We start from the raw sequence: 25,891 nt of genomic DNA on the forward strand, positions 1-25,891 counted from the left end.
CCTTAATAATGAAAAATTATCTTTTAATTAATACCATAAGATTAACATTTTTAATCACTTTTTTATTCAATTGTCACTTTTCTGATGCCCAAACCTTTAAAGTAGATCCTGACACTCATACTCAGGGGTGGACGAAATCAAACTACATGATAGATACAGTGGTACAGAGTCAATATTCTAAAAGCCAGCTATACAGTAATGGGATTGCTTATATCGCCAACACTTTCAAGGACAGTAAATTTGTTTACGACTCAAAAGACAGCGATTCTGGGGAAATATTATTTCATGGCAATATATTCAAGGACACAATTACCAGCTACGTTGATAAAAAAGGTAAGACATCCTATAGGGAAGTGACTTTTAGACTATTCTTTAAATGCAAATTTTACTTCAAGGACAATAGATTTAAAATTATTCTGTCGTCACTTGAATATCCTTTTTCTGAACTATTTGACTTGCATCAAAATATTCCATTACAACCCGATGGTGAAAATAGAATCAATAATGTTGTAGCAAAATCATTAGCTCTTGGTCTGATTAAAGACATGTCGACCAAACTAAACAAGAAACCGGATAATGACTTTTAGTACAACATTTTATGCATCCGATGTATAAAATAGATATAAGGGAATTTTGAGAAATATTGCAAGTTGCTAAATATCAAAAAGTTAACAATTATTTATATATTAAAAATGAAGATTAGGGGGGTATGTATATCATTGCTAAACCTATTTAGCAAATGCCAATAATGGTATTATGTGGGGGTCTATAGGCCTATTTTAAGTATAGTTTTGTCACCCTATTTGTCACCCTATTTGTCACCCTATTTTTTCAAAATGTAAAATACAAAGCAAAAAGCCCTTATAAAGTTGCGCTGCCAGGCACATACTTTATAAGGGCTTTTTATAACGTTTAAATGTACTTAAAACGCCTTTTAAAGGCCGTTTAAGGCCGTTTTTTTATGTTTTTATAGTAGTTATCATCGTATTAGTTGTATAAACTAACCTGGTTATACAACCAATATCGTAGCAAATACCATTTGTATTTTTCGTTTTACTTATGCCCAGTGCAAAACCATTCCAAAAAACAGCCTCTACACTATCAAAAACGCCGTTTTTTTCAATTTTGCCGTTTTCTTTCTATTGTATATCTGGTTCTACCCCCTATACATCGCCATAAATAGATGTGGTGCTGGTATATAATAATTTAGATATGCCATTTGTAACGCAGGCATTGAGCAAATTGAGCGTACCATAAATATTTACGTCGATGAAAGCTTCGCGCGGATAGTTCAATTCATAATGCTTACCGTGGATAGCGGCAGTATGAATAATTGCATCGATATTTTGGGTAACAGCTAAAACAGCATCTTTATTTAAAATATCGATCAACGCATCAGTAGTCTCAGCCGGGATCAGATCTATGCCGGTAACATCATGCCCATGAGTGCGCAAATGTTGAACCGTAACTGCTCCTAACCTTCCCGATGAACCCGTAACTAAAACACGCATAAATTAGTGACCTGGTGCTATAGCCAAAATTCGGGACCACTCCGGGTGGCGTTTCAGGTATGATACCACATAAACACAAAGGGGCACCAGTTTGAGGTTATTCTGTTCGATATAGTTGAATGTTTTTTCAACAATGGCCGATGCCACGCCTTTGCCTTCCAGTTCAACCGGCACTTCGGTATGGATGAGGTAAATTTTATCGTCCTTTTTTTTGTAGTCGATAAAAGCACGATGACCTTCAACAATCAATTCAAAATTGTGAATGGCTTCATTATTTACAAGGGGAATTTCTTCGTATTTCATAGCTGTATTTGTTACGGGGTGAACAAATGTATAAAATGTTCGCCCCGTTTAACAGAATTTACTTCTTAATTCCCCAAACCGATAACGATCCCGCTTTAACTTTAAACTCAGCCCAGCCATCAGCCGTGATCACCACTTCCTCTCCGTCATGTTTGTTTAAATAGTCCACAAAAACTTTACCGGCATGCCCGGCCCCAATTTCCATTTCCTTAAAACCATCCTCACTATTTGAAATCACTACGGCACAACCTGAATCTTCGTGATCTGTATCGCCTTCACGCGTCCAGCCTACACAATTTGGGTGGTCAAAATAATCGCGCTGAGTTCCGTAGGCCATGTTTTTCCTTACATAAAGCATGGTTTCCAGTTCGGTTACTACAGGCAGCTCTATCTCATGATCTTCGCCGTCACCACCTTTGTCGGTATATTTTGCGCCGTACATGTCGGCATAAAAAACGCATGGGTAACCGGCTTCACGCAGCAATATGAGCGCATAGGCCAAAGGCTTAAACCATTGATCGATTGGTTGCTCCAACGACTGCAGCGGCTGGGTGTCGTGATTTTCTACAAGTGTAACTGCCAGTTCGGGTTTTACACTTAAAAGTGTGTTATCAAAAATAGTGGTGAGGTCATAATCCTTCCCGGCCCTCGAGGCATGATGAAAGTTATCATGCAGCAGGGTATCAAAAAGCGACATACGCCCTTCTGTCACCTCAATGTATTTTAATAATTTAGGCAAATCGAAAGCCCAATACTCGCCAACAGTAAAAAATTCCTGCTTAAACTCATTGCGCATATAATCAAGCCATTCGTTGTAAAAGCCATGATCCATATGTTTAATGGCATCAAGCCTGAAGCCATTAAATTTTGCGGTTTCAAAATACCATTTGCCCCATTTTTTCAGTTCCTCCCGTACGCTTGGGTTACGGGTGTCGATATCTGAAAGCATAAGGTAATCAAAATTGCCGTTTTCGTCGTCAAGCACATCTTTCCAGCCTTCGCCATATTGGTTCTGGATGCTGAATATGGCCGTTTCTTTTTTATAGGCATCATAGTCAATACCCGAAAAGCACTGCCAATCCCATATAAATTTGGAGTATTTCCCCTTGCGGCCCGGGAAAGTGAATTTGGTATATGCGCCTATTTCGTAAACCTCGCTTATAAACTCGTTACGGTTGGCGGGGTCAACCTTGCGGGCATTCACCTTTTCAATTTCATCAGCACCGCCCATATGGTTAAGCACCACATCAACATAAACCTTTAACCGGGCTTTTTGCGCCGCAGCTATCGCATCGAGATATTCTTGTTTGGTGCCGTATTTTGTTGCGATTGTACCTTTCTGATCAAACTCGCCAAGATCATAAATATCGTAAACATCGTACCCGGCCGAGAGCCCTCCGCTTGCCGCTTTATAAGCCGGCGGAAGCCATACCGAATCGATCCCTTTTTTCTTCAAGTTTTCTGCATCATTTTTTAACTGATTCCACAATCTGCCTCCGGCTGGGTAATACCATTCAAAAAACTGCAGCATTGTAAAATTTTCCATGCCTTTAATTAAGTAAGCTAATTATAAATGACTACTTAACTAAATATAAACAGAAAGGTTTTAGCAAGACTTAACGACAGCGTTAAATCATTGTGAACCCCAAGATTTACAGGACATGAACCTGTCAAAGCTTTTCTGTTTACACCATCAGGAAATACAAAACCCCGGCTGTTTAAAGCGGGTTGTTATTTAAAACTTATCTTCTCTAATCGCTTTCATACCCTTTGTCCACCTTACCAATTGGTCGAACATAATTTTGGCATTTTTATCCAGTCTTTCATCCGCCATAAAGTTATTGTCCTCGTCAACAAACTGATTTAGCTGAGGGATATTTACCATTTCGGCAAGGGTTACATTTTTTAGTGAGAGCAAATCGGTTTTTAAACTCATAACTGCTCTTACTCCGGCAAAAGGGCCTATAGAATAACTTACAATGCCACTTGGCTTATAAGCCCACTCGTGTACTAAGTACTCAATTGCATTTTTAAGCGGGGCAGGATAACTATAATCATATTCGGCAGTTACGAAAATAAAGGCATCCGCCTCTTCAATTTTAGCGCTCCATTGTTTGGTATAGTCGTGTTCGTATTGCTTAAGGGCAGGATGAACAGGCTCATTCATCAGGGGGAGGTTAAGTTCACCAAGGTCAATCATTTCAGCCTCGAAACCATGGCCGTTGGCAGCCTCAGTTATCCATTTTGCTACTGCAGGCCCTTTACGACCCGGACGTACGGTTGATGTTATTACTTTGAGTTTATACATGCTCATCTGTTTGCGGTAAAAATTAACAATTCATTAAGACGCAAACTTAAAAGACAAGATGATAAAGTAGATACAAATATTTATTTAAGGATCAATACCGGGTGCCTGGCATTTAAAGACAAAGCTTCGGTTATGCTGCTGTGGGTTAAATTATAAAAAAAGCTGTGTTTGCCCGGTAGGGCAATGATCAATTGTACTTGCTGTTCTGTAGCAAAATTGAGTATGCCCCGTACAATATTTTTATCCTCCGAATAATGAAGCTTACATTCATAACAATTAACCAGTTGTTTTACCGACGCTTCAAATTCGGCCTCCCGGCCAATATGCTTTTTCTTCGGGTCGACATACAGGAGCATCAGCCTTGGGTTAAGCCAGCTGTGCGACGTGTTAAGGCCTTTTAAAACGCCGAGCCGGGCTACGGCTTCCAAATCACAGGGTACCAGTGCCTGTTCTATTTTCTGATAGCTACAATCGGGCGGAATAATCAATACTTTTACCGGGCTGCTTTTTGCAATTTCGATGATCTGTTCGCCAATCATACTTAACTCATGCCCCATATCGCCGCCAACTATCATCAGGTCGGGGTGCTGATCTTCAACTACATTGTGTATAGCCCTAACGATAGGCTCAGTGCTAACCACCGTTTCTATCTCAATATTTTCGTGGCAGCGGTTTTTCAGCTTTTTCATGAGTTCCTTAAGCTGAACTTCTATTTTTTGCCGCTCATTTTCAATATCATCAGCGCTTATCAGTAAAAAATCGGGCGAAGGAAGGATTTGTTCATATACCGATGTATAATAACTTTTGAGCAGTATAATTTTCTTTACCGGCATATCACAACCCATGTCGGCTGCATATTTTATAGCATTGGTATTGGTGTCGGAAAAATCTACCGGTATTAATATAGTTTTCATAACAAACAATTTAGGTACGTACAAGACCCGTGCGCTTAATGCTAAATTTACGATTTGTTTAACTATTTAATACAACTATTTGTAGCTAAAACGCTAATAAAACCTTCCCCCCTTTATCATAAGCAAAAGCCTGCGCAAACTCATCAACTGTATAAGTTGCCGATGGGGAAAGCTGAAACTCGGCCCTGCCAATGGAATGTACTAAATGACTGATCATCTGAGTTTTTTCTTCGAGCGAAAGCCCTGCCACATATCCCCTCACACCAAAACCCTTAATGACCAGGTTTTTAAACACGACTTCGGCGTTGAGGTAGGCAGCTGGCTGTGGATCAAGCAAACCATAAACAATAAGGTGCCCTCCGGGCGACAACGAAGATATTATTTCAGTAGCCAGCTCCCCGCCTACCGCGTCAAGTGCGGCTTTGATGCGCTTGCCTTTGGTAATTTCATCAATAACCTGCTTAAGCTTACCAGGTTCGGGAACTATTACTTCCTCGGCTTTTAAAGCTAATAACTCTTGCTTTTGCGCCTCATCGCGTACGGTGGCTATAACACAAATACCTTTTTCGGCGGCAAGCTGTATCACTATGCGCGATACTGTGGAATGGGCCGCGGTAAGCAGCAGCCAATCGCCGCTTTTTACTTGTGCTTCTTGTATTAAACCATATGCGGTGTACGAATTGAGTAATAATTGCGCGGCTTTTGCCAAGGGGAAGGTATCGGGCAATAATACCACGTCCTGCTCGTCAACTACCACATATTGCGCCCACGCCCCTATTTTGCTAAAAGCTACCAGGCTGCCTTTGGGGATAATACTGTCATGTCCGGCTTCTTCAACATAACCGGCGCCTTCCAGTCCCGCTATTTGGGGCAGCACCGGCTGATAGCGGTATTTTCCGGCAATAAAAAGCAGGTCGGCCGGGTGTACAGGGCAAGCCTTCACCCTGATGAGCAACTGGCCGGAAACCGGTTTGGGGTAGGCTAAATGTTTCAGTTGTATCACATCAGCGGCATTGCCTGCCTGCTCAAAAACCAATGCTTTCATAGTTGAAATACAAATTTCGGCTATGAAAGTTTTTAATGAGGTTAACATCTGCCACATGGAGTATAAAGTAAACAAGCATGTTGACAGGTCTGGTTTGCAAAATTGAGCTAAAAAGCGCTAAAATTTATACCCCAAAGCAATGCCCAGGTTCCGGGTCCTGGTTTTCTTGTACGGGTAATTACCAACCTCGATATTGGCAAGCCCTAAATTATGAACCGCATTAATCATTAAACCGTTATCAAACTCAAAGCCGGCGACTACGTTAGCTCCATAGTCGAAAGATTTAAAATTGCTCCTGTCATCACTGCCGAATTTGGCTTTGAAGCTAAAGTCGGCGGGAGATGATTGCCCCGGCGATTCGTTGCCTGCCGGTGTAAACCTGCCTGACAAAGCCCAACCAATATAAGGCCCGGCGCCCAGATAAAATTTGCCTCCATGAACCGGAATGTTATAAACCAGGTTAACCGGCACCTGGATATAATATAAACGCCATTTGCCATACATCCGGTAAACAATATCTCCGCTTAAAAGTTCTTCGGTAGTTTTACTGCTTAATGAATTGAAAATAATAGCCGGCTGCAACGAAAACCTGTTGACGTTAAAGCTGGCAAAGGCCCCGGCGAAATAGCCGGACCCGCTTTTTTCGGCATCGCGGATCTGCACATCCGTACCGGGCGTCCGGGATAACCAGGTGCCGCTTACGCCCGCCCTGATGCCAAATTGAATAGCGTTTGTTTGTGCGGACAATTTAAAACATGCCAATAATAGCAGGGACGACAAGGTTAAATGTAATTTCATGTTTGTGTAAAGTATGGTTTAGAAGGGATACGAAAAAATGCACCGGGATGCGACATTCAACAATAAATTTTAGCGATAAAAAAAGCTTACCCTTAAATGAGGTAAGCCTTTTATATATAATTGTATGCGATTATTTTTAAAACTTAATACCCATGCTTAATGTACCACGAGTTGGGTTTTGTGGCGCCAAACGGAACGACCAGTATTTTTCATTGGTTAGGTTATCCAGCTTAAAGCCTATGCGGTATTTAGGCTGATCATAAAACACAGTGGCATCAACCGTGGTATATGACGGTATGGTGAATTTAAACGCAGCGGTATTGGTTTGGTACGAATCACTTCCGTAGTTGCCGCCCACTCCAAAACCCAAACCCTGAATTTTGCCATGGGTAATTCGGTAACTCATCCATAGGTTAGCCAACCTTGCCGGGCCGGAGTTAGCAGGACGTAAGCCCAGAATACTGGCAGCACCAGGGGCTGCATTAGTAATTTTACTGTCGTTATAAGCAAAACCAGCGACTATATTGAAGCCACTCAAAGGATTGGCGATCACTTCGGCCTCGATGCCCCTGCTTAACTGGGTGCCTGCCTGTGTAATAAATCCAGTATGTGCCGGATCATCCATTATGGTATTAGTCACAGAAATATTATAGTAACTAACTGTCGAGCTGATTTTATGATCCCAGATGTCGGCCTTTATACCACCTTCCCATTGGTTGGCATATTGGGGTTTAAAAGTTGAGTTATCAAAGCTTGTGGCTGTAGGAGTAGCATTATTAAAACCATTCATATAATTACCAAATAACGATACCTGGTCTTTAACTACCTGGTAAACCAAACCAAATTTGGGCGACCATGCCGTTTGACTGAAATTGCCGGTGGTTTTGCCATCAGCGGGTGTGTAAGCGCCTTTGTTAACAAACCTATCGATACGGATGCTGGCCATGGCATTTAGGCGTTCGGTGATATTAAACACATCCGATACATAGGCCGCATATGAACTTTGATTGTTTTGAACATAATCGCCGGGCTTGGGAGCGGCGGCGGCTACAAGTGCCGAAACTTTGTCTGCCGTAAAACTATTATAAGCTGCTCCCGGGTTAAGATAACTTATTGCCGGTGTGCTTACGGTAACGTTGGTATTATTGCTTTTTTGATTATAATACTCCAAACCTGCCACAATGCGGTTACGGAACTGACCGATTTTAAAATCGCCTATAAAATTTTGCTGTACGTTGGTGATATAGTAAGGATAATCTTCCTGGGTAGCCTGTCGTTTTATTTGTTTGGAACTATCAACAAGCGTAAATGCCGTAACCATGCCCTTGGTAGTCGAAAAAGTTTTATTGAACATGGTTTGCGATTTCCAGTGATCCGAAATTTTGTAATTGATCAATGAATAAAGATCAATTTGCCTGCTCAGGTAATCAACGCTATTGTTACCGAAAGAACGTTTATAGTCGATGCCCAGATCTTTAACATTATAGGTCTTTCCTTTGATATCCGGGGCAAGCCTGTAGGCCGAAGTGGCGTTTGAGTTACCTATTTCCGCGTCAACATCAACCGATAAACGATCATTAACGATGTAGGTTATGCTGGGGGCTACAAAAAAACCGCGGTTAAAGCCCGCATCCTGGAAACTGTGCTCATTGTGCAGCGCCGCGTTAACGCGGAACAATACGGTTTTATCCTTATTTAAAGGCATGTTAACATCGGCCGTAAGGCGGTTGAGATCGAAGCTGCCCGTTTGGTAAGCGATTTCGGTACGTGGTGTTTCATTGGGTTGTTTGGTAACACGATTAAACAAGCCACCGAATGAAGCCAGGCTGCTATTGAACAGTGTACCGGTAGGGCCTTTTATAGCTTCTATCTTTTCAATATCGGCAGGGTCGATACTATTAAAATTATACCCCGCCACGCTGTTACGGATAAAGTTGCCGGTAACAAAACCTCTTGATAGCAAGGTGGTACGCCCGTTATTATATACTAATGGCACACCTGTACCCGGGATATTTTTAAAACCATCTGCATAACTGGTTACAATCTGCTCTTTCATCAGTTCGCTGGTAACTACACTGTATACCTGCGGGTTTTCAAGGTTTTTCAGCGGCAGGCGGGCAACATCTTCAGTTTCTTTCTTCAGGAATTTGTTGTGCCTGGCGCTTTTAACGTACACCTCCTGCAGGTCTTTTGCCCCTTCGGTTAAAACAAAACCTACTGTGGTGGTTTCACCTGCACTAACAGTAATCTCTTTGGTTTGACTTTGCAGGCCGATAAAGCTTGCAACAATAGTGTATGGGCCAGCCGGAATATTCTTAATAGTAAAATGACCGCTTTGCCCAGTAGTAGCACCAAACTTAGTATTGGTTAAAAAAATATTGACAAACTCCGCAGCCTTACCATCGGCCGTTTTTACAGTACCCTTTACGGTTCCTGTGCCGGTTTGCGCAGTTGCATTGTAGTTTAAAAACAGCATCGTCAGCATGAAGCTAAAAGCTATTTTCATTACTACTTTAAAATTTGAAGAAACATTTGTTATGGCCGGCTTACCGGAAGCAAGAATAGGGGTAAATGTAAAATGCATATTTTACTTAATAATGAATTGATTAAAGGATCAGTATTAACTGATCCGGGCTACAGAGTGCACCTGCAACCCGGAACCGGCGCAAAGTTATATTTATTTAGATTAATTACAAATAAGGTTTTAAAATATAGACTTCTCAGCTAACCATGAACATGTTTCACAAAATCATCGGGAAGTTTATTTGACGAGCTAAATGCGCCAGCAAAGAGATCAGTATTTTCCCCGGTTTAGGGTCCGGGCCTGGGCATTACAAAGAAGTGTTGCTATTTACGTGGGACCTGATGCAAAGAAGTTTAGGTATTTGCCTAATCAAGATATAGATTTGATATTGTTGCTTATGCGGTGATCCCTACCCTTTTATTCAAGGCGCTATCAATAGTTCTGTAAACGCTTTCAACCGGCACCCGCAATTCATCAAGCCTGCCACTATCCAACAGGGATTTCTGTTGTTTAACAAAACCGGTGATATCCTCAATGCGGATAATTTGTTTTTTTCCGAAGTTTTCAAGCAACCCTCCTTTTAAGCCTAACTGTATAGCGCGGCGTTCCTGCTTATGGCCATATGGGTCATGATCGGGATCCCATTGCAGGCGTACTTCCCTTTGGTCGAGATCAGCCCGCCATTGTTCGTGGTTATCATGGTAACTGGGATTAAAGGACGAGATCACAGCTTCATTTAAAATAGACTCAAAATCTTTTTTTCTTATCCATAAAGCCAGCACACTTTCCTGGTTTTCCTTTTCGGCCCAGCCGCAGCGGTACATCATCCACAAAAAATTAGGCTTAATCCACGACATGCGATTGTAGCTGTATTCATTCCCGCCTAAAAACTGGTTTTCGGCAGCGAAGCGGGCAATACTTTTTTTGTAAGCCTGGTAAACTACAATTTCCTCATTTGTTTGATGAGCAAGAATATGTTGCCCGGTTTTTGGCCAGTGTTCAAGGGCCTGTTGGTAAAATTCTGTTATAATATTCATATTATAATATAACAAATTTTCACGGCAATATCAAGCACTACGGCCTTACCGTGTTTAGAAAACTACTCCTCCCTCCCCGGAAAACTTTCACTGCCCCGCATATAGCTGCCCAAACGTTTCAGCAGATAGGTTGCTTTTATCAGCAATGTTTTATCGGTAACAAACTCGCTGATATCGTCTGCTTTGTTCATCAGCTCCTGCTTATACACGTCCTTAAAATCGAAATAATTGAGCGCAAACTTCCATTTGCCGGTTAAAAACGAAAAAACTTCGCTGTCGTTTTCAAGCAACTGCGAATAGTTAATTACCAGGTAATCATCGGGCTTCAGCTTTTTAAGCATTTTCAATATTGCTTCATTGTAATTGATCCATACTTTTAAATAACTTTCGGCATGGTCATGATAAAATGCTTTCAACCTGCGTGGCCGTCTGAAATGAGTCCATACCTGGCGCTGAATATATTTACGGGCCATGTACTTTTGATCAACGGATACAAAATCGCGCCTGAGCAATGAGCTAACCACCGATTGGTAATTACGCAAAACCACCAGGTACCTGGCGCCTGGCAGCAGCTTTGCATAGGTATCCAAAAAAAGGCAGGTGCGCGGGTCTTTCCAGGCCCATTGCTCATAAAGCTGCTGTTTAATGCCAATTACTGCCTTCATCTTTTCAAGTTGGTAAAGCGGCACCTCAATATCCCGGGTATCGGTTAGCCCCGATACTTCCAAACTGTTACGATCAAGGATCTCTTCATGCAGCTTCAAAAACTCCAGATCTTCAAAGTGGCCATCAACATTGCCTGTACCGCTGCCGCATAAGCGCTCGCCAATTTGCAGGCCGCAGCGGTTTAACCAGTTGGTTATAAGCGATGTACCCGAACGGTGCATCCCCGCAATAATTAACGTTTGCCGGGGCGTGAATTTAACTGTTGTATTGATCATAGCTTGGTTAATAACGGCCGGCTGGCTGTAGTTGCTTAATTTGCTCCTGCTGATAGTTGTCAAGAATAAAACCTGCCAACATTTCGGTTGCCTCTGTCTGCCTGGTAATATGGGTGTTGATATACAAATCAGGCGATGATGGGATTTGGAAAGGGTCATTAACACCGCTTAGGTTAGTTACCTTGTCCGGATGGCCCTCGGGCAATAACGCGCGCTTGTAAAGGCCTTTGGTATCCCTTTGCAACAGCGTTTTAACCGGGCAATCAATATGGATCAGCTTCACATCAGGGTAAGTCGCTATCAGTTCACGGCGGATCACATCATATGGGTTTATAGCGCTGACAATAGTCACCACACCATGCCCGGATAATTTACCGGCAATAAAACCGAGCCTGCGGATATTTTCAAAACGGTCTTCCCTGGTGTAACCCAGATTAGGGAACAGCTTTTGACGGTATACATCAGCATCAATAATTTCAACAGGGATATCAGTATCAGATAACCTCATTTTAACATGTTGAGCAAGGGTGGTTTTACCTGATCCGGATAACCCGCAAAGCAGAATAATCATAAGGTGGTGTGTTAAGCGTTAATAATAATTGTTGTGTAAACCGTTATTGAAAGCTTAACGCAAATATTTCGGACGAAATTGTTGTTAACACTTACTGTATCGATACATGGCAACATTGTATCGATGAACAGCAAAATGACGTAGACGGAGAGAAAACTTCAGCAGTTAATTATGATTACTGCTTCTGCATGCACCAGGTTGTCATACAGCGCAGGTTTTGCACGTTGGTGGTTTTTATAGGTTCATAAAGTTGAGCGCCCAGTTCACGGGTATATTCAAGCAGGATGCCTTCATTTACCAAAAATCGTTCGGAGCCGTCGGGCAGCAGGTAGCGGTAATTGCCTAAAGGTTGTACCAATGTTTCAATGCCGATATCAGATGCAAGCCTTGCAAAGAAATAACCGCCTGGTTTCAGTACGCGCCAAAGTGAGCGCACCATATTGTCAAAATGCTCGGCATCATTAGCAAAATGCAACACGGCGCTGCAAATTACCAGGTCAAACTGTCGGTCATCAAAAGGTAAGTCTTCAACAGTACACCGTTTAAAATTATCAGGCGAATGATCAGGGCACAGATCGGCGGATAGCCGTTTGGCCAGTTCAACAGCATGCTCGCTTTGATCAATACCATAAACCTTGAAGCCGTTTTGCAAAAAATAAGCTATGTTTCGCCCTTCGCCGCAGCCAGCGTCAAGTATAGTGCGGCAATCGTCAAAACGCCCTTTTAATAACTGGTCGAATAAATAGATATCGATATCGCCGTATAATTTCCGGAGGTTATTGCTGTTCATGGCCAATCCTGTTTTCACCCGAAATTACTGTTTTATTGGTTGCCATGGAGAAAACTTATTAACTTTAAGTATGGCTACCGATATGTATATTTTTTTTCAATTTATGAAAAGCACCTTGTTGCCGCTGCCGGGTGTTACCCATAAAATGCACTTTGAGCATCCTGCATTTTACGTTAACGATAAGATCTTCGCCAACATACATGAAAAGGATGAGCAACTGGCTATTTACACCACCGAGCGCGAAAAATGGATGGCGCTTGACCCGCATACCTTTTTCATTACCCCGCATTACCAAAATTATAAATACATGCTGGTGAGCCTCGAAACCGTTTCACCCGGCGATCTGAAGCACCTGTTAATAACAGCTTACCTTGCAAGGGCCACCAAAAAACTGATCAGGGAATATGAAAAGATGGTAGCAAATGGGTAGCTGGATATCAACAAACAGGCTTATTCTCCTTAGGGCCTTACGCCATTCAAAGCGTCGCGGTTAAGATAAACGTAAATCAAAACTCCTACTACTAAAACCGCCAGCACTAAAAGCCCGATCTTCCCTTTTTTCTTATCCTGGCGCATAAGCCAAACCATCGCTGCTATTAGCGGAATAACAAAAACAATGTAAAAAATATATCCTGATGCGTTCATATGCCCCCTAACCCCCTAAAGGGGGAATGTTAATGTGTTATTTATTTTTATAATATCATCTTTATACTAAGCTTCAGCCATACCTCCCCCTTTTGGGGGCCGGGGGGCTAAAAAGCCATCCTTGCCATCGGGGCAACGTCCTGCCCTATAAACTCGCCTTTAAGGTATTTATGATAGCCTGCTATGGCAATCATGGCGGCGTTATCAGTACAGTATTCCATTTTAGGGATAAAGCTGTTCCACCCATTTTGTTCGGCCATGGCCTGCAGTCCTAACCTTAAGCCTGTATTGGCCGATACGCCACCCGCCAAAGCTATATCTTTAATGCCATATGCCTGCGCCGCTTTTTGCAGTTTGTTAAGCAAGATGGTAGCGATCCGTTTTTCTACAGATGCGCAAATATCGGCCATGTTCTGGCTAACAAAATCAGGGTTTTGAGCTACGTTATCGCGGATAAAATACAGAATGGAAGTTTTCAGCCCGCTAAAGCTAAAATCATACCCCGGGATCTGCGGCTCCGGGAACTTATAAGCATCAGGGTTCCCCTGGCGTGCATATTTATCAATGAGCGGTCCGCCGGGATAAGGCAGGCCTAAAATTTTACTGGTCTTATCCATGGCTTCGCCGGCGGCATCGTCAAGGGTCTGGCCTATGATCTCCATATCAAAATAATCTTTCACCAGCACAATTTGCGTATGGCCGCCAGATACGGTAAGGCAAAGGAAAGGGAACGACGGGTTTTTATCGCCGATAAAATGGGCCAGAATATGGGCCTGCATGTGGTTAATATCAATAAGCGGGATGCCTTTTGCCAGTGCGAAAGCTTTGGCAAATGATACGCCCACTAAAAGAGAACCTAAAAGTCCGGGACCGCGTGTAAAAGCTACCGCATCAATATCATTTTTGCTTACTTTTGCGTTTAATAATGCCTGCTGAACAGCCGGAACAATATTTTGCTGATGAACCCTTGAGGCTAACTCCGGGACTACGCCTCCATAGGCCTCATGTATGGTTTGATTGGCAATAACATTGCTCATGATCACACCATCAACACAAACCGAAGCTGAGGTTTCATCACATGATGATTCGATTCCTAAAATTACGGGCACGTGTTTATTAATTATTGATTTACTGATTTAGTGAATTAGTGATTTATTAATGAGAAGCAAACCAATCCCTCTTACTAATTGTATAGGGATAGAGGAAAATTCACCAACTCATTATTTCGCTAACTCACTAATTAAAGGTGCAAAGTTATTAAAAAAGTACTCAAAATATTCCTGGGCCTGGTATTGTTCATTTTATTGACATTGAGCATACTTTTGCTCACATTTCAGTTTAAGCCGGTACAAACCTGGGCTGCCAAAAAAGCAGCAGCTTACCTTGCCGGCGAATTGAAAACCAAGGTTGGGATTAAAAGCCTTTACCTCAGGCCATTTCGCTCGGTGGTAATTGAGGGGCTTTATATTTTGGATAAAAAGCGGGATACTTTACTAAGCACACCCCGATTAGCTGTTGATATTGAGGATTTTTATCTTTTCAGCAGTATTAAACGCCGCACCATCAACTTTTCCAATATCGAACTGGATAATGGCTCCTTCTATCTCAAAAAACAAAAAGACAGTACTACCAACCTGCAATTTGTTATAGATTATTTTAATTCGGCCGATACCACCAAAAAAACCCAAAACAAACCCTGGACGCTAAATTTTGGCACTATTGCTATCAATAACTTTCATTTCAGGTATAAGAATAGCCTGCGCGATACGGTAATAGCCGGGGTTAACTTTAACGACCTGGATGTTCAGCATTTCAGCACGTTGATACAGGGTATGGATTTAAAGAACCACCTGTTTAAAGCCAATATAAAAAGCCTAAGCCTGCATGAAAAAAGCGGGTTCACCGTAAAACACTTCGCATCGGATGCTACAATAGATACCAATCAGATTTTACTTAGGCACCTGGCCATTCAAACACCCCGATCAGACCTGAAGGATTATTTCAGGATGAAGTTTAAATCGTTTGATGATTTTGATGATTTTGAAAACAAGGTTCACATGGATGCCAGCTTTAAATCGTCACGCATTTCGTCATCAGATATTTCCTACTTTACCAGTTCATTAGAAAAAGTGAGTTTTGATTTGGGTATTGACGGGCAGGCCAAAGGCTATGTGAACAACCTAAAAGCAAAAAAAGTGACCATTACCGGCGGGCAGGCCACTTTTGTTAAAGGCGATTTTAACCTGCACAACCTTACCGATTGGGATAATGCATTCCTGGAGCTAAAATTTGACCAGGTTGCCTCCAACAAAAAAGACCTTGATTACCTGATCAGTCATTTTTCGGGAACGCCTACAGAAAAGGCTCCGGCCATACTTTCCAAATTCGGCAACTTTAATTTTACCGGCAGGTTTACCGGCTCACAGAATGATTTTGTTGCTTATGGTGTTTTCAAAACCGCACTCGGTCGTTTTGATTCAGACATCAACCTTAAAATTGATAAAAATGGCCACCCAAGCTACAGCGGCAGGGTTAACGCCTATGCTTTTGACCTGGGCACCCTGCTTGATCAAAGCGATTTGGGCAGGGCCACCTTTACTTCAAACATACAGGGCAGCGGCGACGCGCTGAAAAGCCTTACTGAAAAAGTGGATGCAAAAATCGCATCCATCACTTATAATAACTACACCTATAACAGGCTTACGCTTAACGGCAGTTTTATAAACAGGCTGGCCAACGCTCATATTACCATAAACGACAGGAACGTAAAGCTTGATCTTAAAGGCAAGGTTAACCTTAACCCTGCTTTGCCAACTTATGATTTGACTGCCGATATCAGGGACGCTAACCTGAACAAGCTCGGTTTTACCAAAGATACTTTAACTGTAAGCACACTGCTTAAAACCCAGTTTAAGGGCGATGACCTGGCCAATTTGCAGGGGAACATCCTGTTTTCGCCGGCAAGGGTGGTCAATCCGCGAAATAATTATGCCGTTGACTCTCTGTATCTATCAGCCGACGGCATAGGTAATAACCGCACCATCGCTTTAAAATCTGACTTTGCAGATGGCAGTATCAAGGGCAAATACGATCTTGCAACCCTGCCTTCGTATTTTAAAACCATCGTTAAAAAGTATATCCCTTCCATAAAAACAACTATAGTGCCGCCTAAGCCCGAAGAGTTTGATTTTAACCTGAACCTTAAAAACCTCGATCCGCTTACAGCGATTTTCCTGCCCGATCTGAAAATCCCTGAGCAAGGAACTTTTGTTGGGCAGTTTAACTCGGAAAAGAAAACAGCTACGCTATCGGGCTATATCAAAACGCTTAAATACGGCAAAACCGTTTTCCATGATTTTATTATTGACGAAAACACTACCGATAGCTTGCTGGGCCTTAACGTATCGCTGAGGCGGGTTGACTTAACGGACAGTCTTTTTATCAAGGATATCAACATTACCAACTTCCTGAAAAACGACAGCCTTAACTTTAACGTTAAGCTCTCGGATAAAAACGCTGTTAACCAGCTGGATCTTTATGGCCTGGTTGAATTTGGCCGCGATACTACAGCCAAACTGAAACTGCTGCCATCAGACATCATACTGGAAAAAGAGAAATGGAAGATCCAGGAGCAGGTGCGCATCCGTTTACTGGACGGCAAAACACAGGTATCGGGCTTTGAACTTTCAAACGGGCCGCAAAAAGTATTTATCGATGGTTTTATATCCGATAACCCCGCCGATCAGTTAAAGCTCTCGTTCCAGAAATTTAACATGCGTACGTTTAACCAGCTCACGCGCACTTCGGGGGTAAACTTAAAAGGCTACCTGGATGGCGACGTTAAACTGACCTCGGTGCTCAAATCCCCGGGGATTGATTCGCATTTAACTGTTGATTCGCTTGTCATGAACAAGACATTGGTGGGCAATGTAAAACTGGTTACCACACTTGGTAACGACCGCAAGCAATCCGATGTTAATATGAATATCATTAACCGCGGCCTGGAAACCATGAACATTGGCGGCACCTACTCGTTTGGCAAAGAGACTGATGATAACCTTGATTTTGATATCAAGATGAACCAAACCGAAGCTATTATATTTGAGCCTTTTGTTAAAGACCTTGTTTCGGATATAAAAGGCCATGTTTCAACCGACCTCAAACTTACCGGCAAGCCCTCAAACCCGCAACTTAACGGCACAGTTACACTTGTTAACACCGGCCTTACCGTTAATTATTTAAAAACAGCTTATACGGTTAATAACAAGCTGGATGTCAACAACAGCATTATCAGCATTAAGGATATGGTTTTGAAAGACATTCACAAAGGTACCGGAACCGCCAATGGAACCGTAAACCTCAATAACCTATCCAACCCGGATATTAATGTAAGCCTTAAAGCCGATAACCTGATGGCCCTGAATACCACATTTAAAGATAACCACCTTTATTATGGTACGGCTTATGGTACAGGCACATTTAACTTCAACGGCCCGGTTGATAACATGAAGATTGATATTACCGCCAGCACCAATGCAGGTACCGTTTTCAATATCCCCCTTAATACCTCGTCAACCGCCAATGATTACGATTTCATTAAATTTGTAAGCCATAGTGACACCGCTAAAGTTGTTGCCAAAGAGCGTGCTTTTAACGGTGTTACCCTAAACTTTGATTTAAGCGCCGATGAAAAAACTATTGTAAAAATAGCTACTGATTATGGCCAGCTTGAAGGCAGCGGCGTTGCCCGTAATTTAAAATTGAATATTAACAGCCTGGGCGATTTTGAGATGTACGGTGACTTTTTAATATCATCAGGTAAGTTTGAATTTACTGCCAAAAACTTTATCAGTAAAAACTTTACTGTAAGCCAGGGCGGTACCATAAGGTGGACGGGCAACCCTTCAAACGCGGAAATAAACCTTAAAGCCTTGTATGAAGTCCGTACCAGTAAAGCGCCGCTGTATACTGCCGCAGGCCTGCAAACTCCAACCTCGGGGCAGCAAACTTTGGTACAGGCCGAACTGATCCTGACCAAATCACTGTTACAACCTAATATTGATTTCGACTTTAACTTTCCTACCGATCCATCTGTTAAGGACGACTTGGCGACTTACCTCGCTGATGCCAATAACCGGAGCCAGCAGGCTATCAGCATTATCGTTCGCCGTAACTTTACCTCAAACAGTAATAACTTAACCAACCAGGTGCTGGGTACAGCCGGCGAGGCGGTGAGCGAATTTGCATTTAACAAGCTTAACAGCCTGATTTCGCAATCGAACATTAAATATTTTGATTTGAACATTCGCTCATTAAATGAAGCAAGCGCATCGTTCAGGTTTTATGGCGACAGACTTACATTTAACGGAAGCTTATTTAGTAATAATGGATCAAATGATATTTTTAATAATAACAACAGCAACCTGTTTAACCAACGGTTTAACAGCCTTACCAAAGACTTTGAGGCCTTATACAAAATACGCCGAGATGGCAACCTAACGGCGCGATACTCTTACAGGGCGTTAAACAACGTAACACTAAGCAGCCTTACAGATGTGTTGGCACCACAGTATGTAAACGGATTAGGTTTGGTTTACCAGCGTGACTTTGACACCTTCGGCGAGTTTATCCGGAACATATTCAGACAGGGCCGCCGCAAAAACGCACCGGTTAACCCCGCTCCTATCCCATCATCAATTACTACACCGGCAACCAGGCCCGATGAAGATGAGGACCAGTAGAGCCGAAGGCTAAAAGCCAAAAGCTTTCCTGCACAAATACATTGAATAGTAAAAGGCTTAAAGCAGATCGCTTTAAGCCTTTTACTATAAATATTTATTTCGCTTTAGGCTTTCAGCCTTTCGCTTTTAGCTTATAACGATCAATGATCCCGCATAATGGCATGGTCCATCTTGTCGCGTTTGGTGCGCAGGTAAGCTTCGTTATGAGGGTTTGACGCTATTTCAATAGGTACGTTTTCAACAACTTCCAAACCGTAGCCGATAAGGCCTGCACGTTTTTTGGGGTTGTTGCTCATTAAACGCATTTTGGTAATACCCAGGCTGCGCAGGATCTGCGCACCGATACCATAATCGCGCTGATCCATCTTAAAACCCAGCTTCAGGTTGGCATCAACAGTATCATAACCGTTTTCCTGCAAATGATAGGCCCTTAATTTATTGATCAGGCCAATGCCGCGGCCTTCCTGGTTCATGTAAACAATAGCGCCCTTACCTTCCCTGCTGATCATCTCCATCGCTTTATGCAACTGCGGACCACAATCGCAACGGCACGAGCCAAAAATATCACCGGTCATACATGAGCTATGCACGCGGACTAAAATAGGTTCACCGGGCTCCCAGGTTCCTTTTACCAGGGCGAGGTGATTTTCGCCGGTATCAACCTGGGTATAAGCTATCATATCAAAATCGCCCCATTCGGTAGGCATTTTAACAGCAACTTCACGCTTTACCATCGACTCATGCTCCAGGCGATAAGCGATCAAATCTCTGATAGATACTATTTTAAGGTTAAATTCTTTGGCTATCTCCAGCAAATCGGGCAGGCGGGCCATATCGCCATCTTCCTTCATAATTTCGCAGATAACGCCGGCTGGCTCAAAACCGGCTAAAACTGCCAGGTCAATAGCAGCCTCTGTATGCCCGGTGCGGCGCAGTACACCGCCATCCTTGGCTATCAGCGGGAAAATATGCCCCGGGCGACCAAGATCTTCGGGTTTAGTAGCCGGATCGATCAGCGCAAGTGTGGTTTTTGACCTGTCGCTTGCAGAAATGCCTGTAGTGCAGCCATGCCCAAGTAAATCGACAGAAACCGTAAAATTAGTTTCGTGCGATGTGGTGTTATGGCTTACCATAGGCATCAAGTCAAGTTCGCGCGCCCTTTGCGCCGTAATTGGGGCGCAAACCAGGCCGCGGCCATGGCGTACCATAAAATTAATTGTTTCGGGGGTGGCATTGCGGGCGGCCGTTAAAAAGTCGCCCTCGTTTTCACGATCTTCGTCATCAACTACGATAATTGTTTTACCTGCTTTGATTTCTTCAATCGCTTCCTGTATGGTGTTTAACATTCTATACTTACTTGTTGGGTAGCGCCTAAACGCTTGTTTAATCTAAATCAAATTTAACGCATATTACCATGACTTGGGTCGGCCTTGTGTAAAATGATAATGCTTTTATAATATGGCGTTTATTAAATATACCGTTAATGACCGTGGCGGGTTGCCTTGGGCTTAAACTTTGCTGCCACGCGGTTTACAAAGCGTTTATAAATCTCCATATCAAACAGGGCGGAGTCTGTAGCCGCTTTATAAGAAAGGAACAAACCGATAGGCAGCAGCGTGATAATAGAAATCCACATGCCCAAATACTTGTTAATATCACCGCCCTTAACCGATTTTTCGCCAATAGTGGTAATGATATAGTAGATGAGGAAAAATACCACCGAAACTACTACCGGCAAGCCCAAACCACCTTTGCGGATAATGGAGCCCAGCGGCGCACCGATTAAAAACAATACCAAACAAGCTACCGAAAGGTTATATTTTTTTTGATACTCTACAAAATACCTGCGGATACCTTCCGAATCGCCTTTATACCTGTCGCTCCGGTTTTTGATCACATCCTTGATCGACCTTATTTCGGAAGCCGCACTGTTGAGGCTCATTTGCTGTTCGGATAAGGTAAGGCCCTGAAAAACATCTTTTTTAGGATCAAACTCTTTATATTTTTTAATAACCTTTGATTGCGCAGGTATTGAATAGTATTTAATGTATGGTGTAACCAGTTTATAATTCACCATCACATTGCTATCTACTGAACGCTGCGACGAATCGAGATAATGCCTCAGCTGTTTAATGTTCATCATTTGAGATGCCTGCTTAAACTCGCTTTCATTGGTACGGGTAAGCTTAAATGCCGACAGATCAAACTTGGTTTCGGTTTCCTTAAAACGCTCCCGCAGCAGGCGCTGCCGCGTATTATATGTGGCATTTTCGGAAGCGGTTTCTTCATATGTCACCCCGTCCTTTAAACGTAATACCAGGTATTTATCGCCCATGGCGCGGAACATGGTGCCCTCGCGGGCCAGGATCACCGAATTGTTATTATCACCTTTCTCACTTTTTTTATAGATCATGATATCGTACAACCGCTGTCCGTCCGGATCCTTACGTTTTACCCGGATTGTATAGCCGGGAAAACTGGTACTGAACACGCCCTCGGGCAGCAAATCGGCCGATTTTTGTTTCCGGGCATCATACAACAGCGAATAATATTTAAGGTTGGCCACCGGCAGCATATAATCAGAAAAAAAGAACGCCGCGATACTAAGTATGGAAATGATCACGATCATTGGGTACATGGCCCGGCGCAACGAAATGCCTGCCGCTTTGATGGCAACAAGCTCGTAATTTTCGCCAAGGGAGCCATAGGTCATGATGGTAGAGAGCAGGATGGATAACGGGAGGGCCATTTGAACATTGGTGGCCGAATTATACATCATGAGCTCCAGGATGGTGTACCAGGCAAAGCCCTTGCCAATAAGGTCGTCAATGTATTTAAACAAAAACAACATTAGCAACACAAACATCACGATGAAAAGCGTAACCAAAAAAGGCCTTATAAATGATTTAAGGAGTAAAAGGTGGATCTTCTTCATTAGTGCTATTTGCAATTAACAGGGGCAAAACCAGTTAGCCGCACAGTTAAAACCAATTAACGTGCAAAACCAGTTCAGCGTACAAAATTAGCTAAAATAAAGTTTTATCAGGCGCCCAATACACTTATGAGGTAATCGATAGAGTTATCCCAGATCTGCTTTCGTTCTGTAATGGCATCTTCCGTTGCAAAATCAGTAATGGCCAGGGCTACATCATTGGTAAGCTCATCCTGCATTATTTCCATTTCAAAATAATACTGGGCATCATCATCGAGCCATTTAAAACGTACAGACCTGTTTTCCTTAACTGAACAAAGTTTGGCTTTTTGCGATTCGTCATCCCATGTAAAAGTATAAACATGGTCACGAATATTAACCTCATCGGCAAACCATTGAGACAAGCCATTAGGCTCGCTTAAGAAGCTGAACAGGATACGCGGAGATGACTTAATCTCGTACTCAATGGTAAATTTTTTCTTTTCGGACATTCGGTTTACACTTAAAAAAACAGAAACAAAAGTAAATGTGAAACATTTTTTCTAAAGAAAACGAATTTCTACTATATTTGCAAACCTTTTTAGGAACGGCCACTTGTTTTAACGCAAGGCCACTCTTTTTATTAACCACAAAAAGAGTCATAAAAATAAAAACGGCGGGGTAGCTCAGATGGTTAGAGCGTAGGATTCATAACCCTAAGGTCGGCAGTTCGATCCTGCTCCCCGCTACTTGAAGATGAAGCAGTTACAGTAAAACGTAGCTGCTTTCGTTTTTTCTGGTCATACAATGTTCATGCCACCCCTTAATAATGGAGTTAACGCAATGAATTTACCTGCTTGGGCGAAAACCCGAAATGCCTTGAAAAACTTGCTGAAAAACTTGCCGGACTGCTGAAACCGACTTGGTAAGCTACTTCCGCAATGGTGGCTGTGCGGCGCGCCAGGAGATCGTGTGCATGTTGTAGCCGTATTTCGCGTACCAGTTCGCCAGGGGCCCGGCCAGTTATTGCCTTTAATTTTCGATGCAGTTGAATTCTGCTCATACCAATATCTCCAGCCATCTGATCAGTCCCATAGCTGTTGTCATCCAGGTTATTTTCAACCGCGGCTTTTATCTTATTTAAAAAAGCCTGCTCTATCGTCGGCATATTGGGCAACTCTATCAGCCATCTCTTGTGCATTGCAACATGTTGTTTCAAAATATTGCGCGTCCCGATCAGATTCCCGATCAGGGCCAGCAGTTCGCGCCTCTCAAAAGGTTTGGCAAGATAAGCATCAGCTCCTGTTTGAATACCTTTTACACGGCTATCTACGTCGGCCTTTGCTGTCAGCATGATGACCGGGATATGGCTTGTCCGTTCGTCTTTTTTCAATGTCCCGCACAACTCATAACCATCTGTATCGGGCATCATCACATCGGTAATAATGAGTGCCGGAATTTGTTCTATACCCATTGTGATTCCTGCCTTGCCGTCCGAAGCGGTAATTACCCGGTACTGCTCCGAAAGCTGGCGTTCAATAAAGTCACGGAGCTCCCGGTGATCTTCTACCAGCAAAATCAAGTCCATATCTGCCTCGGTTTTATCAGGGTTTGCTTCTTCGCTTTCAGCGGCTGCTTTCATAGCCTTAAACTCCACTACACCCTCATGAGCGCCCGCAGCTTCGTCTAAAGGCAACTGGATCACCACTTCGGTAAATGCCCCTTCCCAGCTATTTGCCGCAATACTGCCGCCCATTAGCTCAATCAGTTCTTTACAAAGTGCCAAACCGATACCGCTTCCTTCTGCAGCCTGGCTGCCCGGCGAATTGGCCTGGTAAAAACGACTGAAAATATAGGGAAGCTTTGATCTGGGTATCCCTTTACCTGTATCGCGAACGCGAACTACATATTGATTCCCGGGCATCCCATCATCGTGATAAAGAAAAATCTCCACCCTGCCTATCGCCGTGAATTTTACCGCATTCCCGATAACGTTCAGCATGACCTTGTCCAATTTATCCCGGTCTGCCATTACCCAAAGTTCGCGATAGCTTGACCGAAAATGCAGTGTGATGCCCTTTTGCAATGCAAGCGGCTCAAAACTTTGGACATGGCCTAATAATAATGCGTTTAAATCAAGCGGTTCGTACAACAATTCCATTAATCCCTGCTCCAGTTTACTCAGATCAAGCAACTGGTTAATGAGCCTCAGCAAGCGCTCGGCATTATTCAGGATCATCCGGTAATCCCGCAGCAATGATGGATCGGTGGTCTGGCCGGCAAGCTCCTTAACCGGATTGAGGATAAGCGTTAACGGCGTCCGGAATTCGTGCGCGATATTGCCGAAAAACCTTGATTTAACAGCGTCCAGTTCACGCAGCTTATCCGCCTTTTCTTCTAGTTCTGCTGTGCGTTGCTGTACAATAGCTTCTAACTTCCTGGCTTCAGCCGCAACCTGTTCGGTTCTTTCAGCTTCTTTTAACAGTGCAGAAGCCGACAATGCTTCAACCTCGGCCAATTGCGCGGCCAATTGCTGGTTTGTGCCGGCATAATCGAGCGCGAGATAAAGGGACAGGCACACCGGTAAAACAAGTTCGCCCGCGCTCATCACAAATACCCGCATTGAATTATAACCGTAAGGCCATACGCCGAACGTATCATCCCAGCAAAAAATATAAACCAGGAAAACTGCCATTACACCCGTTGTAACTAACCACGCCTTGCGCCTGCCTTTACGTATAAGGTGATATACACAGATAAAGCCATCCACATTGCAAACAAGGAACACTAACGAAAAAAAATCTGGAAAATCAGTTTCTTTTAAAATATGAAATTTATAAAAGTAAAAAAGTAAATAGGCCGAGCATACGCACGCCAGGGTAACCTGGCGCCATCGATGTACCTGGCCATAATCTAACTTATACAGCAAAATGAGGCCCCACCACAACAGCAACACCTTCAGGTTATAGGTCATGTAATGAGCAATATATTGCAGCTGCGGATGGGCGGTTAAATAAAAAAGGTATATACCCGCGCTGGTGATGCCTGTTAGCATAACAAACAATGCATAATAAAAATTCAGCTTCTGCTTCGGATAAAACAGAAAAAGCAAAAAGTGCAGCAAGCCAAGAATGAACGCAGCGGCGGCACACATTGGCACAAAATTATATAGCGTCCGGGCGCGCATTATCCGCTTGCTATACAAATCGTAATTGGTAAGTAACACTTCAAAGCCTACAAAATTACGGTATACACCAAAAGGGTTGGCGTAGTGAATAGTTACCAGATGCGGCGCATTGTCCTTTAACCAAAAGGGTATCATCTCTAATGGTGCCCGGTTGGCTTCCGTTGCTTCAACCGGATGGCCTATTTTGCCATAGCCGCCTATTGGCTCACCATCAATAAATATTTCTGACGCGCCGTCATGATTAATGCGCAGGCCAAATTTTTGGCCCGCCACATCCTTACCTGCTTTTACCCAAATATTAAACCAGCCAATACCTTTCCACCCGGCGGGTAGCTTGTCTGTGCCAAATGCCGTGTACTGTACAGCCTCCCAGCCGCCGGAACGGGCATCAGGCGGTGTATTTGCGTTATTTATTTCCGGATGAAAGAACCAGTGTTTATCACGCAGCGATATTTCATTGTAGGCGCCGAAATCTTTGTGATGCAGGGTTACCGTGTCCTGTGCATCGGCCGCACCATACAAACCCAATAGCAAAAGCAGTAAAATGGAGCATTTAGCCAGATGCATAATATGTAGATTATGTTTGCGTAAAATCGCAGGGCCTTTTATAATCAAAAATAATATTTTATTTATTATAATATACAGATACTACAGGGCTTTATTCA

The 25,891-nt window shown here is 43.0% G+C and carries 21 protein-coding genes and 1 tRNA gene; 4 read left to right on the forward strand and 18 right to left on the reverse strand.

Annotated elements, in window-relative coordinates:
* Positions 1 to 8 precede the first annotated feature (8 nt).
* A complete protein-coding gene (locus J3L18_RS23130) occupies positions 9 to 587 on the forward strand; it encodes a hypothetical protein (protein WP_129569587.1) in 579 nt (192 codons plus the stop codon).
* 576 nt (positions 588 to 1,163) lie between these two features.
* On the opposite strand, the gene J3L18_RS23135 is transcribed toward J3L18_RS23130, so the two are convergent.
* The 12 genes from J3L18_RS23135 to J3L18_RS23190 form a co-directional block, all read right to left on the reverse strand.
* Positions 1,164 to 1,511, reverse strand: coding sequence for an NAD-dependent epimerase/dehydratase family protein (locus J3L18_RS23135; protein WP_129569586.1), 348 nt, complete (start codon positions 1,509 to 1,511; stop codon positions 1,164 to 1,166).
* Between the two features lie 3 nt (positions 1,512 to 1,514).
* Entirely contained in the window at positions 1,515 to 1,814 is a 300-nt protein-coding gene (locus tag J3L18_RS23140; protein ID WP_129569585.1) for a GNAT family N-acetyltransferase, read from the reverse strand.
* Between the two features lie 58 nt (positions 1,815 to 1,872).
* The gene (locus J3L18_RS23145) at positions 1,873 to 3,360 is read right to left on the reverse strand and encodes an alpha-amylase (RefSeq protein ID WP_129569584.1); all 1,488 of its coding nucleotides are present in this window, start codon (positions 3,358 to 3,360) and stop codon (positions 1,873 to 1,875) included.
* Positions 3,361 to 3,549: 189 nt separating this feature from the next.
* Complete coding sequence (locus tag J3L18_RS23150) at positions 3,550 to 4,122, reverse strand: NADPH-dependent FMN reductase (protein ID WP_129569583.1); 573 nt, start codon at positions 4,120 to 4,122, stop codon at positions 3,550 to 3,552.
* 80 nt (positions 4,123 to 4,202) lie between these two features.
* Positions 4,203 to 5,036 carry a universal stress protein gene (locus J3L18_RS23155; protein ID WP_129569582.1) on the reverse strand — a complete coding sequence of 278 codons (834 nt, stop codon included), beginning with the start codon at positions 5,034 to 5,036 and terminating at the stop codon, positions 4,203 to 4,205.
* A gap of 85 nt (positions 5,037 to 5,121) precedes the next feature.
* Positions 5,122 to 6,081: a zinc-dependent alcohol dehydrogenase family protein gene (locus tag J3L18_RS23160; RefSeq protein ID WP_189549232.1), complete on the reverse strand. Its 960-nt coding sequence runs from the start codon at positions 6,079 to 6,081 to the stop codon at positions 5,122 to 5,124.
* Between the two features lie 117 nt (positions 6,082 to 6,198).
* Positions 6,199 to 6,879, reverse strand: coding sequence for a porin family protein (locus tag J3L18_RS23165; protein ID WP_129569580.1), 681 nt, complete (start codon positions 6,877 to 6,879; stop codon positions 6,199 to 6,201).
* Between the two features lie 136 nt (positions 6,880 to 7,015).
* The gene (locus J3L18_RS23170; protein WP_129569579.1) at positions 7,016 to 9,463 is read right to left on the reverse strand and encodes a TonB-dependent receptor; all 2,448 of its coding nucleotides are present in this window, start codon (positions 9,461 to 9,463) and stop codon (positions 7,016 to 7,018) included.
* 335 nt (positions 9,464 to 9,798) lie between these two features.
* Positions 9,799 to 10,440: a DUF4291 domain-containing protein gene (locus tag J3L18_RS23175; protein ID WP_129569578.1), complete on the reverse strand. Its 642-nt coding sequence runs from the start codon at positions 10,438 to 10,440 to the stop codon at positions 9,799 to 9,801.
* Between the two features lie 62 nt (positions 10,441 to 10,502).
* Positions 10,503 to 11,381 (reverse strand): sulfotransferase, encoded by an 879-nt coding sequence (locus J3L18_RS23180; RefSeq protein ID WP_129569577.1) that lies wholly within the window; start codon positions 11,379 to 11,381, stop codon positions 10,503 to 10,505.
* A 7-nt stretch (positions 11,382 to 11,388) separates the two neighbouring features.
* Entirely contained in the window at positions 11,389 to 11,952 is a 564-nt protein-coding gene (locus J3L18_RS23185; RefSeq protein WP_091176522.1) for an adenylyl-sulfate kinase, read from the reverse strand.
* Positions 11,953 to 12,127: 175 nt separating this feature from the next.
* Positions 12,128 to 12,760 (reverse strand): class I SAM-dependent methyltransferase, encoded by a 633-nt coding sequence (locus tag J3L18_RS23190; RefSeq protein WP_223266173.1) that lies wholly within the window; start codon positions 12,758 to 12,760, stop codon positions 12,128 to 12,130.
* An 85-nt stretch (positions 12,761 to 12,845) separates the two neighbouring features.
* On the opposite strand from J3L18_RS23190, the gene J3L18_RS23195 reads away from it, so the two are divergent.
* Positions 12,846 to 13,172, forward strand: a complete 327-nt coding sequence (locus J3L18_RS23195; RefSeq protein ID WP_189549230.1) for an MmcQ/YjbR family DNA-binding protein — start codon at positions 12,846 to 12,848, stop codon at positions 13,170 to 13,172.
* Positions 13,173 to 13,201: 29 nt separating this feature from the next.
* Here the strand turns inward: J3L18_RS23195 and J3L18_RS23200 are convergent, their stop codons facing one another.
* Together J3L18_RS23200 and tsaD are read right to left on the reverse strand one after the other, a co-directional pair.
* Complete coding sequence (locus tag J3L18_RS23200; RefSeq protein ID WP_129569574.1) at positions 13,202 to 13,387, reverse strand: hypothetical protein; 186 nt, start codon at positions 13,385 to 13,387, stop codon at positions 13,202 to 13,204.
* 107 nt (positions 13,388 to 13,494) lie between these two features.
* The gene (gene tsaD, locus J3L18_RS23205) at positions 13,495 to 14,496 is read right to left on the reverse strand and encodes a tRNA (adenosine(37)-N6)-threonylcarbamoyltransferase complex transferase subunit TsaD (protein ID WP_091175954.1); all 1,002 of its coding nucleotides are present in this window, start codon (positions 14,494 to 14,496) and stop codon (positions 13,495 to 13,497) included.
* 201 nt (positions 14,497 to 14,697) lie between these two features.
* Here tsaD and J3L18_RS23210 point away from each other — a divergent pair, with 201 nt between their 5' ends.
* Positions 14,698 to 19,128 carry a translocation/assembly module TamB domain-containing protein gene (locus J3L18_RS23210; RefSeq protein ID WP_146749913.1) on the forward strand — a complete coding sequence of 1,477 codons (4,431 nt, stop codon included), beginning with the start codon at positions 14,698 to 14,700 and terminating at the stop codon, positions 19,126 to 19,128.
* 140 nt (positions 19,129 to 19,268) lie between these two features.
* Here the strand turns inward: J3L18_RS23210 and J3L18_RS23215 are convergent, their stop codons facing one another.
* The 3 genes from J3L18_RS23215 to J3L18_RS23225 form a co-directional block, all read right to left on the reverse strand.
* Positions 19,269 to 20,474, reverse strand: coding sequence for a bifunctional 3,4-dihydroxy-2-butanone-4-phosphate synthase/GTP cyclohydrolase II (locus tag J3L18_RS23215; RefSeq protein ID WP_091175949.1), 1,206 nt, complete (start codon positions 20,472 to 20,474; stop codon positions 19,269 to 19,271).
* Positions 20,475 to 20,608: 134 nt separating this feature from the next.
* Positions 20,609 to 22,063, reverse strand: coding sequence for an LptF/LptG family permease (locus J3L18_RS23220; protein WP_129569572.1), 1,455 nt, complete (start codon positions 22,061 to 22,063; stop codon positions 20,609 to 20,611).
* Between the two features lie 107 nt (positions 22,064 to 22,170).
* Positions 22,171 to 22,551 (reverse strand): START-like domain-containing protein, encoded by a 381-nt coding sequence (locus tag J3L18_RS23225; RefSeq protein ID WP_090534561.1) that lies wholly within the window; start codon positions 22,549 to 22,551, stop codon positions 22,171 to 22,173.
* Between the two features lie 163 nt (positions 22,552 to 22,714).
* Between J3L18_RS23225 and J3L18_RS23230 the strand changes: the two genes are divergently transcribed.
* A tRNA-Met gene (locus J3L18_RS23230) sits at positions 22,715 to 22,788 on the forward strand.
* A gap of 86 nt (positions 22,789 to 22,874) precedes the next feature.
* On the opposite strand, the gene J3L18_RS23235 is transcribed toward J3L18_RS23230, so the two are convergent.
* Positions 22,875 to 25,793: a response regulator gene (locus J3L18_RS23235; protein ID WP_129569571.1), complete on the reverse strand. Its 2,919-nt coding sequence runs from the start codon at positions 25,791 to 25,793 to the stop codon at positions 22,875 to 22,877.
* Between the last annotated feature and the right edge of the window lie 98 nt (positions 25,794 to 25,891).

The organism is Mucilaginibacter gossypii, from assembly GCF_017569325.2.
GTDB lineage: Bacteria > Bacteroidota > Bacteroidia > Sphingobacteriales > Sphingobacteriaceae > Mucilaginibacter > Mucilaginibacter gossypii.

Excerpts from the sequence above, each read along its gene's own strand:
- J3L18_RS23220 (WP_129569572.1), bottom strand. The coding sequence starts at position 22,063 with ATGAAGAAGATCCACCTTTTACTCCTTAAATCATTTATAAGGCCTTTT.
- J3L18_RS23130 (WP_129569587.1), top strand. The coding sequence starts at position 9 with ATGAAAAATTATCTTTTAATTAATACCATAAGATTAACATTTTTAATC.
- J3L18_RS23145 (WP_129569584.1), bottom strand. The coding sequence starts at position 3,360 with ATGGAAAATTTTACAATGCTGCAGTTTTTTGAATGGTATTACCCAGCC.
- J3L18_RS23185 (WP_091176522.1), bottom strand. The coding sequence starts at position 11,952 with ATGATTATTCTGCTTTGCGGGTTATCCGGATCAGGTAAAACCACCCTT.
- J3L18_RS23170 (WP_129569579.1), bottom strand. The coding sequence starts at position 9,463 with ATGCATTTTACATTTACCCCTATTCTTGCTTCCGGTAAGCCGGCCATA.
- J3L18_RS23175 (WP_129569578.1), bottom strand. The coding sequence starts at position 10,440 with ATGAATATTATAACAGAATTTTACCAACAGGCCCTTGAACACTGGCCA.
- J3L18_RS23155 (WP_129569582.1), bottom strand. The coding sequence starts at position 5,036 with ATGAAAACTATATTAATACCGGTAGATTTTTCCGACACCAATACCAAT.
- J3L18_RS23180 (WP_129569577.1), bottom strand. The coding sequence starts at position 11,381 with ATGATCAATACAACAGTTAAATTCACGCCCCGGCAAACGTTAATTATT.
- J3L18_RS23135 (WP_129569586.1), bottom strand. The coding sequence starts at position 1,511 with ATGCGTGTTTTAGTTACGGGTTCATCGGGAAGGTTAGGAGCAGTTACG.
- J3L18_RS23225 (WP_090534561.1), bottom strand. The coding sequence starts at position 22,551 with ATGTCCGAAAAGAAAAAATTTACCATTGAGTACGAGATTAAGTCATCT.
- J3L18_RS23165 (WP_129569580.1), bottom strand. The coding sequence starts at position 6,879 with ATGAAATTACATTTAACCTTGTCGTCCCTGCTATTATTGGCATGTTTT.
- J3L18_RS23140 (WP_129569585.1), bottom strand. The coding sequence starts at position 1,814 with ATGAAATACGAAGAAATTCCCCTTGTAAATAATGAAGCCATTCACAAT.
- J3L18_RS23150 (WP_129569583.1), bottom strand. The coding sequence starts at position 4,122 with ATGTATAAACTCAAAGTAATAACATCAACCGTACGTCCGGGTCGTAAA.
- J3L18_RS23195 (WP_189549230.1), top strand. The coding sequence starts at position 12,846 with ATGAAAAGCACCTTGTTGCCGCTGCCGGGTGTTACCCATAAAATGCAC.
- J3L18_RS23215 (WP_091175949.1), bottom strand. The coding sequence starts at position 20,474 with ATGTTAAACACCATACAGGAAGCGATTGAAGAAATCAAAGCAGGTAAA.
- J3L18_RS23235 (WP_129569571.1), bottom strand. The coding sequence starts at position 25,793 with ATGCATCTGGCTAAATGCTCCATTTTACTGCTTTTGCTATTGGGTTTG.
- J3L18_RS23160 (WP_189549232.1), bottom strand. The coding sequence starts at position 6,081 with ATGAAAGCATTGGTTTTTGAGCAGGCAGGCAATGCCGCTGATGTGATA.
- J3L18_RS23200 (WP_129569574.1), bottom strand. The coding sequence starts at position 13,387 with ATGAACGCATCAGGATATATTTTTTACATTGTTTTTGTTATTCCGCTA.